Origin of the sequence: uncultured Kordia sp. (genome assembly GCF_947489565.1) — a bacterium.
Classification (GTDB): Bacteria; Bacteroidota; Bacteroidia; order Flavobacteriales; family Flavobacteriaceae; genus Kordia.
The window spans coordinates 69702-83416 of sequence record NZ_CANLEA010000011.1 but is presented as its reverse complement, the minus strand read 5'-3'; the positions used below and the strand labels follow the sequence as shown (position 1 = coordinate 83416).

At 31.2% G+C, this 13715-nt stretch carries 15 protein-coding genes and 1 tRNA gene; 5 read left to right on the top strand and 11 right to left on the bottom strand.

Annotated elements, in window-relative coordinates:
* Positions 1 to 55 precede the first annotated feature (55 nt).
* From Q0845_RS15845 to Q0845_RS15835, 3 genes are all read right to left on the bottom strand, one after another.
* Complete coding sequence (locus Q0845_RS15845) at positions 56 to 1231, bottom strand: S41 family peptidase (protein ID WP_298515180.1); 1176 nt, start codon at positions 1229 to 1231, stop codon at positions 56 to 58.
* A 90-nt stretch (positions 1232 to 1321) separates the two neighbouring features.
* The gene (locus Q0845_RS15840; RefSeq protein ID WP_298515178.1) at positions 1322 to 2194 is read right to left on the bottom strand and encodes a hypothetical protein; all 873 of its coding nucleotides are present in this window, start codon (positions 2192 to 2194) and stop codon (positions 1322 to 1324) included.
* Positions 2195 to 2280: 86 nt separating this feature from the next.
* Complete coding sequence (locus Q0845_RS15835) at positions 2281 to 3384, bottom strand: AraC family transcriptional regulator (RefSeq protein WP_298515176.1); 1104 nt, start codon at positions 3382 to 3384, stop codon at positions 2281 to 2283.
* Positions 3385 to 3486: 102 nt separating this feature from the next.
* On the opposite strand from Q0845_RS15835, the gene Q0845_RS15830 reads away from it, so the two are divergent.
* The 3 genes from Q0845_RS15830 to Q0845_RS15820 all read left to right on the top strand — a co-directional run bounded on the left by Q0845_RS15830 (position 3487) and on the right by Q0845_RS15820 (position 4488).
* Positions 3487 to 3696 (top strand): zinc ribbon domain-containing protein, encoded by a 210-nt coding sequence (locus Q0845_RS15830; RefSeq protein WP_298515175.1) that lies wholly within the window; start codon positions 3487 to 3489, stop codon positions 3694 to 3696.
* 294 nt (positions 3697 to 3990) lie between these two features.
* Positions 3991 to 4350, top strand: a complete 360-nt coding sequence (folB, locus tag Q0845_RS15825; RefSeq protein ID WP_298515173.1) for a dihydroneopterin aldolase — start codon at positions 3991 to 3993, stop codon at positions 4348 to 4350.
* 67 nt (positions 4351 to 4417) lie between these two features.
* Positions 4418 to 4488 (top strand) — tRNA-Cys (locus tag Q0845_RS15820).
* Positions 4489 to 4550: 62 nt separating this feature from the next.
* Here Q0845_RS15820 and Q0845_RS15815 read toward each other — a convergent pair.
* From Q0845_RS15815 to Q0845_RS15805, 3 genes are all read right to left on the bottom strand, one after another.
* The gene (locus Q0845_RS15815; protein ID WP_298515171.1) at positions 4551 to 5207 is read right to left on the bottom strand and encodes a LysE family transporter; all 657 of its coding nucleotides are present in this window, start codon (positions 5205 to 5207) and stop codon (positions 4551 to 4553) included.
* Between the two features lie 27 nt (positions 5208 to 5234).
* The gene (locus Q0845_RS15810; RefSeq protein ID WP_298515169.1) at positions 5235 to 5795 is read right to left on the bottom strand and encodes a hypothetical protein; all 561 of its coding nucleotides are present in this window, start codon (positions 5793 to 5795) and stop codon (positions 5235 to 5237) included.
* Positions 5796 to 5909: 114 nt separating this feature from the next.
* Positions 5910 to 6581 carry a head GIN domain-containing protein gene (locus Q0845_RS15805; RefSeq protein ID WP_298515168.1) on the bottom strand — a complete coding sequence of 224 codons (672 nt, stop codon included), beginning with the start codon at positions 6579 to 6581 and terminating at the stop codon, positions 5910 to 5912.
* 161 nt (positions 6582 to 6742) lie between these two features.
* On the opposite strand from Q0845_RS15805, the gene Q0845_RS15800 reads away from it, so the two are divergent.
* The gene (locus tag Q0845_RS15800; RefSeq protein ID WP_298515165.1) at positions 6743 to 6937 is read left to right on the top strand and encodes a hypothetical protein; all 195 of its coding nucleotides are present in this window, start codon (positions 6743 to 6745) and stop codon (positions 6935 to 6937) included.
* Between the two features lie 156 nt (positions 6938 to 7093).
* Here the strand turns inward: Q0845_RS15800 and Q0845_RS15795 are convergent, their stop codons facing one another.
* From Q0845_RS15795 to rnr, 5 genes are all read right to left on the bottom strand, one after another.
* Positions 7094 to 7477 (bottom strand): hypothetical protein, encoded by a 384-nt coding sequence (locus Q0845_RS15795; protein WP_298515163.1) that lies wholly within the window; start codon positions 7475 to 7477, stop codon positions 7094 to 7096.
* A 35-nt stretch (positions 7478 to 7512) separates the two neighbouring features.
* Positions 7513 to 7911 (bottom strand): hypothetical protein, encoded by a 399-nt coding sequence (locus Q0845_RS15790; RefSeq protein WP_298515160.1) that lies wholly within the window; start codon positions 7909 to 7911, stop codon positions 7513 to 7515.
* 4 nt (positions 7912 to 7915) lie between these two features.
* Positions 7916 to 9580 (bottom strand): hypothetical protein, encoded by a 1665-nt coding sequence (locus tag Q0845_RS15785; RefSeq protein WP_298515157.1) that lies wholly within the window; start codon positions 9578 to 9580, stop codon positions 7916 to 7918.
* Between the two features lie 82 nt (positions 9581 to 9662).
* Entirely contained in the window at positions 9663 to 9977 is a 315-nt protein-coding gene (locus tag Q0845_RS15780) for a heavy metal-binding domain-containing protein (RefSeq protein ID WP_298515154.1), read from the bottom strand.
* Positions 9978 to 10110: 133 nt separating this feature from the next.
* Positions 10111 to 12306 carry a ribonuclease R gene (gene rnr, locus Q0845_RS15775; RefSeq protein WP_298515152.1) on the bottom strand — a complete coding sequence of 732 codons (2196 nt, stop codon included), beginning with the start codon at positions 12304 to 12306 and terminating at the stop codon, positions 10111 to 10113.
* Between the two features lie 317 nt (positions 12307 to 12623).
* On the opposite strand from rnr, the gene Q0845_RS15770 reads away from it, so the two are divergent.
* Positions 12624 to 13556 (top strand): diacylglycerol kinase family protein, encoded by a 933-nt coding sequence (locus tag Q0845_RS15770; protein WP_298515150.1) that lies wholly within the window; start codon positions 12624 to 12626, stop codon positions 13554 to 13556.
* Positions 13557 to 13715: the final 159 nt, after the last annotated feature.

The following is a 13715-nucleotide window of genomic DNA, read 5'->3' as shown; positions in this document are numbered from 1 at the left end:
CATAATTAATAAACAAATGATTTTAACTGGTAAATATTACCGTATTCATTTTTTATTAATTCGTAATATAATTTACTGCTGCTTCCATATGAACATCATTTCCAGCATTTACTTGTGCTGTGGTAGGTATTATAGATTCATCAGGAGTAATTCCTATACCTTCAAAAGATTGAAATGTATTGTTATACATAATTTCGATATCGTGTGTAGATACTCTTGTTCTCCATGTTCCATTTCCGTTTGTTAGTGTAAATATGTCACTTCCTGCAAAGATTCCAAAAGTAGTATCGCCAATAGTTCTTACATGATTTTGTGTTTTCAATGCTCCGGTAAAATATTCAGCAGCACTTGCGGTTCCTCTAGCTGTTAATACAGCTACTTTATTTGTATACTGAAACGTTCCTGAAGCAGTTATGGTGTTGTCTTCTGGAAAAACACCTGCTACATATCCGCCTTCAACTCTAGCATCTGCATAGCCTTCAAATTCAGTTGTTGCCCAATTTCCTAATGACGCCGTTGTACTTCCTGTAGTGATTTTTATACGTTGTCTGATCAATTCTATGAGCGTATTATTTGCAAAGAATCTTCCCGCTAAATAGTATGCAAAAGGACCTTGTCCGCCACCATTGGTTCTAACATCTATGATAATTCCGTCTTTGTTTTGTAATGCTGTTAAAGCTTCGTCTACAATAGCTTTAAAGTTATTGAATTCACTACCACTTTCATTGACAGGTTCGAAGTTTTTAGAATTGATATATCCAATATTTGAGTTACTTACCAAGGTTCCGTAAGATATGTATGGATTGTTTACACTACTAGCTACAATATTCACTTTGCTAGCAATGTTGTTTTGTATCATATTTTCAATATTTTCATTGAATTCTGGTTCAAAACCTGCTTCTTGCGTATTATTAAAAGTTAGACTTGAATGTCCGTCTTTTATAATAGTTCCCATAATGGTTTGAAAAATTCCTAACAATTGAGAATCTGTTGTTGTTGCTGTTATTTCTGGATAATATGTGTCATAAACTGTTTGCCAATTTATATTTTTTCGGTGCATTAGTGGATAATGTCTATCGTAGATATCCCAAAATTCTTGAAACACTTTTTGTTGCTCGGTTGTTTCAGTACCAGTAGTTGTAGTTTGTACCGTATTATCATCATTACTGCAAGAACTTATCAAAAAGAAAAGCCCTAGTAATACTATTTTTATCTTATAAATCATTTTCATCTTGAATGTATTAGTGGTTGTAGAGCTATTATTTTTTACGAGAAAGAGAAACCTTTTGCTTTTAAATAACAGCTCACAACACTTGTTATTTTAGTGTTTATAGGTTCCGTCGGGTAATACAGTTGGCATTTTATAGGTAGGATTTGTTAACAGATTATAGATTGCTGTATCTGTATTTTGTACCAAAGCACTTGTGTTTAATCGCCATTCGTTATCTATTTCATTCAGTCTGTTTTCTTGTGCTCCCAACATAGACGTTAATGCCCAATATAGATATTCAATGGTTTGGCATGAAGCATAATCGCAAGTTGTATCATCGTATGTATACCAAGCATTTGCTGGATATGGGTTTGGAATGGTCATAAATTGTCCGCCTCTAGCAATATCCATAGCATTTGCTAAATCTGAACCTACATTTTGTCCAAATGCATTTGGATAGGCATAGGAATGTCCTGCGTTGTTAATAATATGCAACACTTCTTCTAAAGCCGCATCAAACTGTCCTGTTCTTCCGCCAGATACAAATGAAGGATGGGTTTCATCGTTTCCAAGATCTTGTCCAATTCTTCCTGCAGGTGGATCTATGTTTAAGTCACTTTCACTTGCCCACATCACTAAAAACGCTTTGTTTTCCAGCATTTTATCTATCACTAGTGAATTATCCACAACACCATCTTCATCATTGTCTAAGTATTGTGCCATGACATTAGCTGCATGTAATAATTTAGCATCTTCTACACCAGCTACGGCATAGATATCAATGCCAAAAACCATTACTTTTCTATTGAAGTTTGTAAAACCATCATCTGTATTTGCTACGATGGTAAAGTTTGGATCATTTCCAGGATTGATTCCTGTAGTTGGGTTTGTTGTTGTACTATTATTATCATCCGTGGAGCAAGAAATACAACTAAATGTTGCAATTGCTGTTATAAACATTAGTACGATATAGATTCTTCTCATAACTATCATTTTTATGTATGTTTTTATTTGATAGCAAAATAACGACCATGCTTAATTTTTATGCGTTTCAATGAGTCCTGCTGCGCTTATTCGGACTCTTTTATAGCGTTTTCATACTGTTTTGGAGTCATGCCTTCTAGCGTTTTGAATGTATTGTAAAATGTTGATTTTGAAGAGAATCCTGCTTCTTGTGAGAGTCCTAAAATAGATAATTGTTTGGCTTTGGGAGATTGTAGTAGTCTTTTGAATTCTTCTACTCGAAATTTGTTGATGAAGTTGTAAAAATTAGAATCAGAACAATGATTGATCACTTTAGAAAGTTCTCGTTCTTTCATTTCGAGTGCTATAGAAAGTGTTTTGAGGTTTAATTTTGGATTTGTATAGAGTTTTTCTGTGCTTATTATGGCTACAATTTCTTCATATTTCTTTTGAAGTTCTTTAGAAAAATCTTGGTTTTTATTCGTTGTTTCTGCCTCTGAATCTTCTCTTTGAAATAGGTATTGTTTGAAAATTTCTGGTTGAGAGAAACCATTGTAACCTATCCAGTATACTGTAAATAGTAATAAAACGACCGCTGAGAATTGAAAAATACCTTCCCATAATTCATTTTCGGCTTCTTCCACACCAGTGATTCCTTCTACAATTAAAATAAAATGAAATAATAAAATGGCTATTAAAATACTTTTCAACCAAGAAAGCGACTTAAATTCTAGTTCAGAATAGAAATTGCTAATTTTCTTTTTGTGGTTTCTAAGAATTCTAAATACATATACAAGCAATAGAATTTCAACAAAATAGAAGACTAAAATTAAATCATAATAGTCTGCAAATACCTCATCTAAAGCTTCTACATTGATACTAATATTATGAATAACACCTGGAATGAATAATATATAATACCATTTGTTGATCGTTTTATTGATTGTAGTATTTAAATAGAAGAATAAAAATAGTAGTATGAATAATATTGGGTCAAAAAGGAGAAACGTAAATTCTAAATCTTCTTCTTCATAATAGTCAAATACAATTCCATTTACCAATTGTATAGAAATACTCCATAAAAATAAGCCGAGAAATAAGTTTGCTTTTCTGTTTTCAGATTTTATCGTGAAAAATAACAAGCCTAACATGAATGCCGTTGAAGCTGTTAGTATATCTAAAATAGAAAGAAAGGAAATATCTATTTGCATATGCTAAAATACTATAATAAATGATTTTCCATTTGTAACGATACCAATGAACTTTATACTAACTGTATATATTTATATATCGTATAACCTTAACAAAAACTTATGAAACACCCTAATTATAAATGTCCGAAATGCAATAATAGAACCTATAGCGTAGGAGAATTAAGAGCTACAGGCGGCACTTTTTCTAAAATATTTGATATCCAAAATCAAAAGTATACTTCTGTAACTTGCGATCGTTGTTCGTACACAGAATTTTATAAAACAAAGACAAGTGCTATTAGTAACGTATTTGATTTCTTCACAAATTGATAAAATTGGTGTTTTTTTCTCTGTAAAAGAATCTATGGTATAGTTTCAACAAACTAAAGCTATCATCTTCTTTATTTTTATTGAAAATTTGATGGTATTGTATATAAAATAAGCTACCTAAATAAAATTTAATATCAGAATACATCTTTGTAGGTAAAAAGCTTTTGTTTAGTTATTATTCATATACAATTTACAGTATGATTCCTTATATAAGTTATCGTATTTATTCGCTTCTTAGCGAGTTGATATTTTGACAATAATACTGTACATTAGCTATATTAAGGAAGAATTTTTATGGGAATTATTCGCGTTACAAACATTCGTATATATGCTTTTCACGGATGTCTTGAAGAAGAAAGTAAAATAGGAAGTGATTATAGAGTAGATGTTGCTGTAAAGGCAAATTTGCAAATTTCTGCTAAGAGTGATCAACTGCAAGATACTGTTGATTATGTTCATATCAATAGAATTGTAAAAGAAGAAATGGGCATTCGTTCTAAACTACTAGAACATGTTGCCAAACGTATTTTAAACAGAATTTTTAACGAAATTGATATTGCTAATGAAGCAACTGTTGAAGTTTCTAAAATAAATCCTCCTATAGGTGGTAATGTTCAAATGGTTACCATTGAAATGACTTCTAAGCGTTCGTAACAATACTATTTAATACTATTTTTTTGTTGCATAGAATGTAAATTTAGTTAAATTTGCAATCACAAATGGCGTCGTGGCCGAGTGGCTAGGCAGAGGTCTGCAAAACCTTGTACAGCGGTTCGAATCCGCTCGACGCCTCTAAAAAAAGAAAACCTTCTGATAATCAGAAGGTTTTTTTGTATCTCTATTTTTATTTTCTCTTAGGTAATTCTAGTATAGCATCCTTTTACAATCATTACGACTCCAAAAACGATGATAATGATGCTCACCCATTTCTTTGCTTTGAAGATAAAACGTGGTGTCATTTTATTTTTTAGCTTTTTAGCCAGCATAATTTTAAGAATATCCATCACTAATAAAGTGACCAAAATGGTGGATATAAAGATGAATAAACCAAATTTAGTATCTCCGGTAAGCTTACTTGCAGTAGCAATAGCAACAATCCAACCTGCTAAAACACCGAAGTTTATAAAGTTTAGAAAGAATCCTTTTATAAATAAACCTATGAAATTCTTTTTAGTATTCGTATTGGTGTCTACGTTGTAATGTTCACGTATTATTTTCCGAAATGATTTGGCTGTTTTTATATATGAAATAACTCCATACGCACAGAGAATTAACCCTCCAAAAATGATGAGGTTAGGATCGTCTTTTATTTTTTCAATAAGACCTGAAGTACTATAATACGCAAAAACGATAAAAATAATATCTGCGAAAATAGCTCCTAAATCAAACGCTAAAGCACTTCTAAATCCTTTAGTAATGCTTATTTCAAGTAAAAGGAAAAATATAGGTCCAATTGCGACAAAGGATAAGAATAATCCGTATAAAACTGCGTACTGTAGTCCGTCAACCATAAAACAAAAGTAGTAAAAGTGATGTAATTAGAGCTTCTTATATTCCATTTCTGGTGTAATTTTTTTTACTTTCCTACCTTTTTCTTTCTTTTTCGCTATTTTTTTATACCATTTCTGAATTCTTTCTTCAAGTTTAACGGCTTCTTCTGCTATTTTTTCTGTGTCTCTAACAAGGATATCTTTTTTCTTAAATATCTTGTTTATTTTCTTCATTTGTCGCTTATCCGTGAAATCGACTGGAAATAGTTTTACGGAAGCTTTTATCATTCCCATTCTTGCTTTGGCTTCTATAAAATAGACTGAATTTGCTTTAAGGTCAGCTTCTATGAAATCAATATTTTCAGATTTTGCCCAGAATGTATGTTTTCCGGGATTACATTCGTATCTGAAATAGTGTCTTCCATTAAATTTTCCAAGGTATTTTTCGCCATCAAAGTATTTAAAATTGATTAATGATCCTGCTTGCGTAGTTCTGATAATATACACAACCGATTTTCCTTCAGTTGGCGGAGTTATACTTTCTTGAGCTGTTATAAATTGAATGTTTAGTAGCATGGTAAGTACTAAAAATGTGTACAATTTTTTCATTATATCGGTTTTTAATTTACTAGTGCAAGTTACTTTCTTTTTTACACAATAAAAAAACGTCTAAATGGCAGTTTAGACGTTTTAAGATTGATTGATGAATTGTAAAATAGGAATCTATTTTACATTTATTTTTCCTCCGAAGACTTTATTTTTTTTGATCGTTTCTGGATCGCCATGAATTTCAATATATCCGCCAGCACGTACTCTAGCATCTGCCAATACAGAAGCAGAAATATACGCTTCTCCACCAGCACTTACTTTGACTTTTGTTTGTTCTGTCATAAGTTTTTTTCCTTCGTAAATTCCTCCAGTATTTAAAACTACTTCTTGATGCTTTACTTTTCCTGAGGTTTCAATAATACCACCAGAAACTGCTCTTGAATCTAAATTATCTACTTCTAAGTTGGCAATAATTCGTCCGCCTTCTTGCGTTTTTAGTTTTAAATACGGTTGTGTCATGGTTTCATTGGCCACAATTATTGCACCTTCATTGGCATCAATAATATCAACACTTTTATAATATACTTCTACAAAAGTTTGTGAACCATCAAAAATTCGATCGAATTTCATGCGTATTTTTAGTTTTCCGCGCTTATTAATGATTTCTACATCATCAGTATCGGCTCCCGTAATAACGACCTTATTTTCGTCTGATTTGATTAAGTTGATTTCTATTAAATCAAAAACTTTGACTTCTTCAAAATCACCTACTTGTTTTTCAATTGGTGTTTGCGCAGTAACTGTAGCAGCAACTAAGCAAAAAATGAATGTGAAGATATGTTTCATAACGTTTGGTTTTATTGTTTGTATGTAAAAGAGTATATAGAAAACGTTTTGTTACAGTTTTTATTTATTTTTTTTGTAATTCTTTGTGAATTATGGTTTTACCGTAATTAATGTATATATATCTTTAGTACATTGAGCTTGAAAACTTAAAAATTTTTATCATGAAAAAAAAGAATTTAAAATCGTTAGAATTTAACAAGCAAAAGATTTCTCAATTAAACCCAGAAGAAGTTACTGGTGGAACAGGAGGATTTCTATCTTTTATTCCAGGATTATTTTGTGGAGCAGGACCTTCTACAAGTTTTGGACCATTAGCATGCGAAGTTGCTTGTTTGTGTGATGAAACAGAACACTAGTATTTCTATTATTAAAATACAGAAGCACGATTTTTTAGGAATCGTGCTTTTTTATGTTGTTTTAATTGATTTTGGTATAAAGTTCTAGTTTTCCTTGTTCAGTTGTGATAGATAGAATATTACTATTGATGAGTTTAAAGAGTTTCATTCTAAAAGCTAATTGACTTTATTGTAAACATATATTTTACCATTCCCCATAAATCTCATCGATAATGTATTGTTATTATCATAATTAGCACCGTACAATTCATAACAATACTCATCTAAATCTTCACTATCTATCATTTTTAAAAACCAAGTATTTACATCTAATTCTTCTTCACATTGATTAGAAATACTATAACTAAAAGTATCTGATAATACAGAATCATAATATTCTAAACATTGTCCATCAGAATTAAAAACTAATTTAATTTTAGGATCATCTTCTGAAACCCAAGTTCCTATGATTTCTGTATCAATATTGACTTGTGCTTGCTGTGCTTTGCATTCTATTGTTAGTATTAAACTAAAAAGTAATATTAATTTGATATATTTCATAATTACTATTCTATACAAGTTATGAATTTAGTTTATCATTGACTTTTTGTAAATAAATTCAGGTTTCCTCTTTCAGAAGTAATAGATAAAGTAATAGTTCCATTTGTATCAATATGAATTCCATTAAATATATCACAAGTTACATCAGCTTCTGTATCAGTTGTTTTTAAAAATAGACCATTTGAAAATGAAGTATTCGTATCACAGGTGTTTGTTAAAGAATATGTGTACGTATCTGTCAAATCTCCTTCATAATAATCTTTTCTAATATTATTTTCTAGAAATTCTATTTTCCATAAGTTATCTTCATTTGATATCCAAGTTCCAATAATATCAGTATTAGAAGAAGTATTATTATTAAATGATAATATAATCAGCATTCCTATTATCATAGCAACACTAAATAATATTTTATTTGTTTTAAATATTTTCATAATATTATTCTATACAAGTTATTGAATCTTTTGCTTTTTTAAATCGTTTCTTTCTATCTTTTAATCCTTTCTTTCTTTTTCCATTTATTTTTCTGGTAATCTTTGATACTGTTGTAGTGCTATCAATATCTATTTTATCTAGCACTTTATCTTTAAAAAACCACATTCCACTCAATATTGCTAGTGTATCATTAGTTGCTATGTGTTCAGGAGTTGTGACAAAATCAATATCAGGATCATATTTATTATTATACCAAGTTTTAAATTCTGTATAATTACTTTTCCAAGTTAATTGCATTATTCCTCTTCCCCTATATTTCCAACCATCTCCACTATTTTCATCTCCGTTACTATATTTACAACAATATGCTACATTAGCAAGTTTTTCTGCATCTCCAGTATAATCTGGAGCATATTTTTTAGTTGGATTTGCAATTGTATCCATAGTAAACATACTTGAATAACTTTTTGGAATTCTTGATGCAGTTGTATAATTCAAATTTTCAGTAACATTCAAAGTAGTAAATCCACCTGTTTCATGACCAGCTTGAGATAAAAAGTGCCAGAGTTTTTCCTGTGTATCTATTCCAAAATCAGTACCTTTTTCATTGATAAGTTTCGCCAAAAGTGTAGCATCATCATCTGACATATTTGGAAATATTTTTTGTAAATCATCTTTAGAAGTGTCACAATCATCATCAACATCTAAAATAACACCAACATCACCATCGTCGCAAGGATCTAAAGTATCTCGTTTGGTAAATGGTGTATCGTAGGTATTGTTTCGTTGTACTACACCATTGCAATCTACCATAACCATCATACTTCCTCTACAGCAAGCATTTCCGCTTGGGCGATGTCCATTTGCAAATTGCGGACCACAACCACAATCGGTAAAAGCCCAGCTTACACCACAATCATCATTGGTATCTACCAGTTCGCCTCCGCTTCCAACACTCGTATTATCATAATAAGTATCTCCATACTGTTGTTGTTCATCTTCGTTTGTACCACTTGAATTGTCTGTATTTGCATCAGAACCGCCTGTATTTGAAGTATTGGTATCATCTGATGGTTCTGGTTCATCATTTGTTGGACAAGGCGTTAAATTGCCTGTATTGTCAATTATAGTACTATTTTCTACACTTATGCTACCTATGATTTCCCCGTTATTATCAAATGTTTCAATTGTTCCACTAAATTGTGAGAAGTCTACAGCAGTTTTGTCTTCATTATATGGAATTTCACCATTGAACGTGTATTTTAAAAAGTACTCATAAGTTGTATCTCCTTTTTCAACAATGATTACATTGATGACAGTAGTTGAATCTTGATAAGGTGAAATAACTTTGAAGGTATGCTTGGTAGTAGTTTCATTATGAACTACAATTTCTTTACTGGTATCAATAATACCAAGTTCTGTAGATTTATTAAGAAAGGAATTTTGAGAAAACATAACAGTACCTTTACGTTGCATAATAGTAAAAGCATTGTTTGTTTTCATCTTGATAAAGTTTACGGCTTTTTGTGAAACCTGATTTCCCCGTTTGTACTGAACTTTTGGTTGTGGAATTGTTAGTTTATTTTCTTGTTGATCATTGTCTCTGAAATCATCTGTATCACAAGAGAAAAGTAACAGCAAACAACACAACTTTAGAATATTTCTCATGAATGTATTAATTTTACAATCACAATTTTAGAAATATTCCTACAAATATACTTACGGTAAGCCGTAATGTCAAGATTTTTTTTTATTTCAGTTTTACCGCAGTTCCTGTAATGCTTACCATTACTGCGCCTCCAGCACTAATTTCCATGTCTACATCGATTCCTACAACACCATCTGCATTGAGTTTTACAGCATTGTCACTTAGTTTTTGAAATGTTTTTTCTTTCACTTCTTCGATAGCTATTTCTATTTGGGAATAGTATTTTTTCATGTTGAACATATCTTTGAAAGACATGCCTTTATAACTATAGTTTACGCTATACGTCATTCCTGAAACTAAGCCTAAGTATTCTGAAATTTCTCTGTTTTGAAATGTGTCTGTAGTTGTAAATATCATAACTGGATTTTGTTTTTAGATTTTTTAATTGTTTAAAGTTAGTATTTGTTTTTTGAAAATGTTACAAAGCAAAAAAAGTTCCCTTCGAGAATCTCAGGGAACTTTGTTATTATAAAAATATTATTATTAAAAATTATGCTTCAACCTCAACACGTTTTCCAATAAGATCGAAGTCTAAGTGACGTTTTACTAAGTCAGTATTTTTAACTTTTACCACAACTTCATCACCCAATTGATACATGTTTTTGGTCACTTCTCCAACCAAGGCATATTGCTTTTCATCAAAGGTGTAGTAATCATCTTTGATTTCACGAATACGAACCATACCTTCACATTTGTTGGAAATGATTTCCACATAAATTCCCCATTCCGTCACACCCGAAATTACTCCTAAGAATTCTTCGTCTTTGTGATCTTGCATGAATTTGATTTGCATATACTTGATAGAATCACGTTCTGCACTAGCAGCCAAAGCTTCCATATTGGAAGAATGTTCACATTTTTCTTCATATTCTTCCGCATTTGCCGATTTTCCACCATCTAAATAGTATTGCAATAAACGATGTACCATAACATCTGGATAACGACGAATTGGCGAAGTAAAGTGCGAATAGTAATCAAATGCTAAACCATAATGACCAATATTATTCGTTGTATATTTTGCTTTGCTCATGCTTCGAATTGCTAGCGTATCTACCATGTTTTGTTCACCTTTTCCTTTGACATCTTCCAATAATTTGTTCAAAGAACTTGTGGTGCTTTTTCTCGATTTTAGATTCAAAGAATAACCAAATCGAGAGATTATTGTATGTAAATTGGCTAGTTTTTCTACATCAGGTTCATCGTGAATACGATATACAAATGTTTTTTCTGGTTCTTGTTTTCCAATAAAAGCAGCTACACGTCTGTTGGCTAATAACATGAATTCTTCAATTAATTTATTAGCATCTTTTTGTGTTTTAAAATATACACCTTCCGGATTGTTATCTTCATCTAAGTGGAAACGTACTTCTACTTTGTCAAATGAAATGGCACCTTGATTCATACGTTTTCCACGCATGATTTTTGCCAATTCATCTAGTTTTAACGTTGCTTCTACAATGGAATCATCTACTGTATATGCTTCTCCACTGAGTGAAATATCTGCAGGAATTTCATTGCCTTTTGTTTCAATGATAACTTGTGCTTCTTCATAAGCAAATCGTTTATCAGAATAGGTTACTGTACGTCCAAACCATTGATGTAATACTTCTGCTTTTTCATTGATTTCAAAGACAGCTGAGAAAGTATATTTTTCTTCATTTGGTCGCAATGAACATGCTCCATTTGACAGTATTTCTGGCAACATCGGTACTACACGATCTACTAAATATACAGAAGTTGCACGTTGATATGCTTCATCATCAAGTGCTGTTCCTGGTTTTACATAATGAGAAACATCTGCAATGTGAATTCCAATTTCGTAGTTACCATTTTCTAGTGTTTGAAAGGATAATGCATCATCAAAATCTTTCGCAGTTTTTGGATCAATGGTAAACGTTAATACATCACGCATGTCTCTACGTTTTTTGATCTCTGTTTCTTGAATAGATGTATCTAATTTGTTTGCAGATCGTTCTACGTGTGCAGGAAATTCATACGGCAATCCATATTCTGCTAAAATTGAATGAATTTCAGTATCGTGTTCGCCTGGTTTTCCAAGTACTTGTGTTACAATTCCGAAAGGAGAATCAGCTCTCGCTGGCCAATCTTCTATTTCAACCAATACTTTATCACCATCTTCCGCTTTGTTTATTTTACTTTTTGGAACAAATATATCTGTATACATTTTTTGATTGGAAACAACCACAAAAGCAAAGTTTTTCTGCATTTGTAATACACCAACAAACTCTGTTTTTTTACGTTTTACAATGTTGGTAATTTCTCCTTCAGGACGATTGTTTCTTCTACGTTTGTACACATATACTTCTACTTCATCACCATCCAAAGCTCTGTTGAGTTTGTGACTTGGTACAAAAATATCTTCTTCAAAATCATCACAAATCACAAATCCTTGTCCACGTGAAGTCATATCTACAATTCCTGTGTAGTATTCTGTACTTCCAACTACACGATATTTTCCACGATCTACTTCCTCAATTTTCTGTTTTGCTTTGAGTTTTTTGAGTGTTTTTATAATTTGATTTCTTCCGCTGGTATCTGTAATATTAAGTTTGGAAGCTATTTGTTTGTAGTTATAAACTTTATTGGAAGATTTTTTAAATATCTGTAAAATCGCATCTGTTAGATTTGGAATCTTGTGCGATTTCTTTTTTTTCTTTCTTGTCATTATATCATTCTGTTTTATACGTATTTACGTATATTTTCGGCTCATTATTATTATTTTATTTAATCACTGAAAAAAGCATACCGAAACTACTTTTTTGTTCTTTTTACTCGATCATCGAGATTTACATACTTTTTAAAGTTCGCGCTATTAAACTTTCTGAAAAGTACAAATTAATTATGTCAGGAAAATTATGTTTCTGGGAAATTAACAGTTTCATTTGAAACATAATAAATAGGAGAGAAGCAGTAATAATTCTGATGCAAATATATAAATATTTTACAATTTGTATTTTGCAACAGATTAAATTCGTGTTATGTATGCGTAAAGATAAATGGTTTTTGATAGTAAATCCGGCTTCGGGAAGTTTTTCAAAAAAACGAAAATGGAAACAGATTACTACAGTTTTTGATATTGAAAATATTCCTTTTGAATTTGAATTTACAACAAAACCTCAACATGAATATGAGCTGGTGATACAAGCATTGGAAAATGGCTATCGAAAGTTTGTAAGTGTTGGTGGCGATGGTACGTTGCATCATATTGTAAATGGTTTGATGCAACAAAAAATCGTTTTATTATCTGAAATAAAATTAGCCGTAATTCCTTTAGGAACCGGAAATGATTGGGTAAAAACGTATAAAATTCCAAAGAATATTACAAAAGCGGTCCAAATTATTAAAGAAGAACATACTGTTTTTCAAGATATTGGAAAGTTATCATTGCTACATGAACAGAAAACCGTGTTTTTTAATAATGTGGCAGGATTGGGCTTTGATGGATATGTAGTAAAACGCAATGAACGTTTAAAATTTTTAGGCGCTATTTCTTTTTTAGTCTCTACCGTTTTGGGATTGATGCGCTATAGATCTTCTGAATTTTTTATACAAAGTGAACAGAAAAAAATAACGAGTAAATCCTTGTTAACTATTGTTGGTATTTGTCAATATTCTGGTGGTGGCATGCAGCTGACCAAAGATGTTGATGCTACAGATGGATTGTTTGATATTTCGGTAGCTAAACATTTTACTTTGTGGACTTTAATTAGAAATGTAGCTGGTTTGTTTAGTGGAAAAATTGTCAATCATACAGAAGTAGAAACTTTTAAAACTGATTCAATAACGATTGAAACTTCTCAGGAAACTGTATACATTCAAGCAGATGGTGAACTGATTGGAACTGGCGGATTTAGTGCAGAGATTTTACCTGAAGTTTTGCAGTTTGTGGTTCCAAAATCAAGTGATGAAATTTAATTTTTTAAAGTACTTCTCGATACAATTTTCTTCATTTTATTACGAAAAAAATCGAACTGACCTTATGCTTTTTTTACTAGTATTAACACATGAGATCAAATGAATTTGCAATGTAAATTTGTATAAATAATTATTCTAATTTTCGTCTTATTTTAATTC

Coding starts and splice junctions, on each gene's coding strand:
- Q0845_RS15815 (WP_298515171.1), bottom strand. CDS start 5,207: ATGGTTGACGGACTACAGTACGCAGTTTTATACGGATTATTCTTATCC.
- rnr (WP_298515152.1), bottom strand. CDS start 12,306: ATGACAAGAAAGAAAAAAAAGAAATCGCACAAGATTCCAAATCTAACA.
- Q0845_RS15830 (WP_298515175.1), top strand. CDS start 3,487: ATGAAACACCCTAATTATAAATGTCCGAAATGCAATAATAGAACCTAT.
- Q0845_RS15810 (WP_298515169.1), bottom strand. CDS start 5,795: ATGAAAAAATTGTACACATTTTTAGTACTTACCATGCTACTAAACATT.
- Q0845_RS15790 (WP_298515160.1), bottom strand. CDS start 7,911: ATGAAAATATTTAAAACAAATAAAATATTATTTAGTGTTGCTATGATA.
- Q0845_RS15805 (WP_298515168.1), bottom strand. CDS start 6,581: ATGAAACATATCTTCACATTCATTTTTTGCTTAGTTGCTGCTACAGTT.
- Q0845_RS15795 (WP_298515163.1), bottom strand. CDS start 7,477: ATGAAATATATCAAATTAATATTACTTTTTAGTTTAATACTAACAATA.
- Q0845_RS15780 (WP_298515154.1), bottom strand. CDS start 9,977: ATGATATTTACAACTACAGACACATTTCAAAACAGAGAAATTTCAGAA.
- Q0845_RS15785 (WP_298515157.1), bottom strand. CDS start 9,580: ATGAGAAATATTCTAAAGTTGTGTTGTTTGCTGTTACTTTTCTCTTGT.
- Q0845_RS15770 (WP_298515150.1), top strand. CDS start 12,624: ATGCGTAAAGATAAATGGTTTTTGATAGTAAATCCGGCTTCGGGAAGT.
- Q0845_RS15845 (WP_298515180.1), bottom strand. CDS start 1,231: ATGAAAATGATTTATAAGATAAAAATAGTATTACTAGGGCTTTTCTTT.
- folB (WP_298515173.1), top strand. CDS start 3,991: ATGGGAATTATTCGCGTTACAAACATTCGTATATATGCTTTTCACGGA.
- Q0845_RS15840 (WP_298515178.1), bottom strand. CDS start 2,194: ATGAGAAGAATCTATATCGTACTAATGTTTATAACAGCAATTGCAACA.
- Q0845_RS15800 (WP_298515165.1), top strand. CDS start 6,743: ATGAAAAAAAAGAATTTAAAATCGTTAGAATTTAACAAGCAAAAGATT.
- Q0845_RS15835 (WP_298515176.1), bottom strand. CDS start 3,384: ATGCAAATAGATATTTCCTTTCTTTCTATTTTAGATATACTAACAGCT.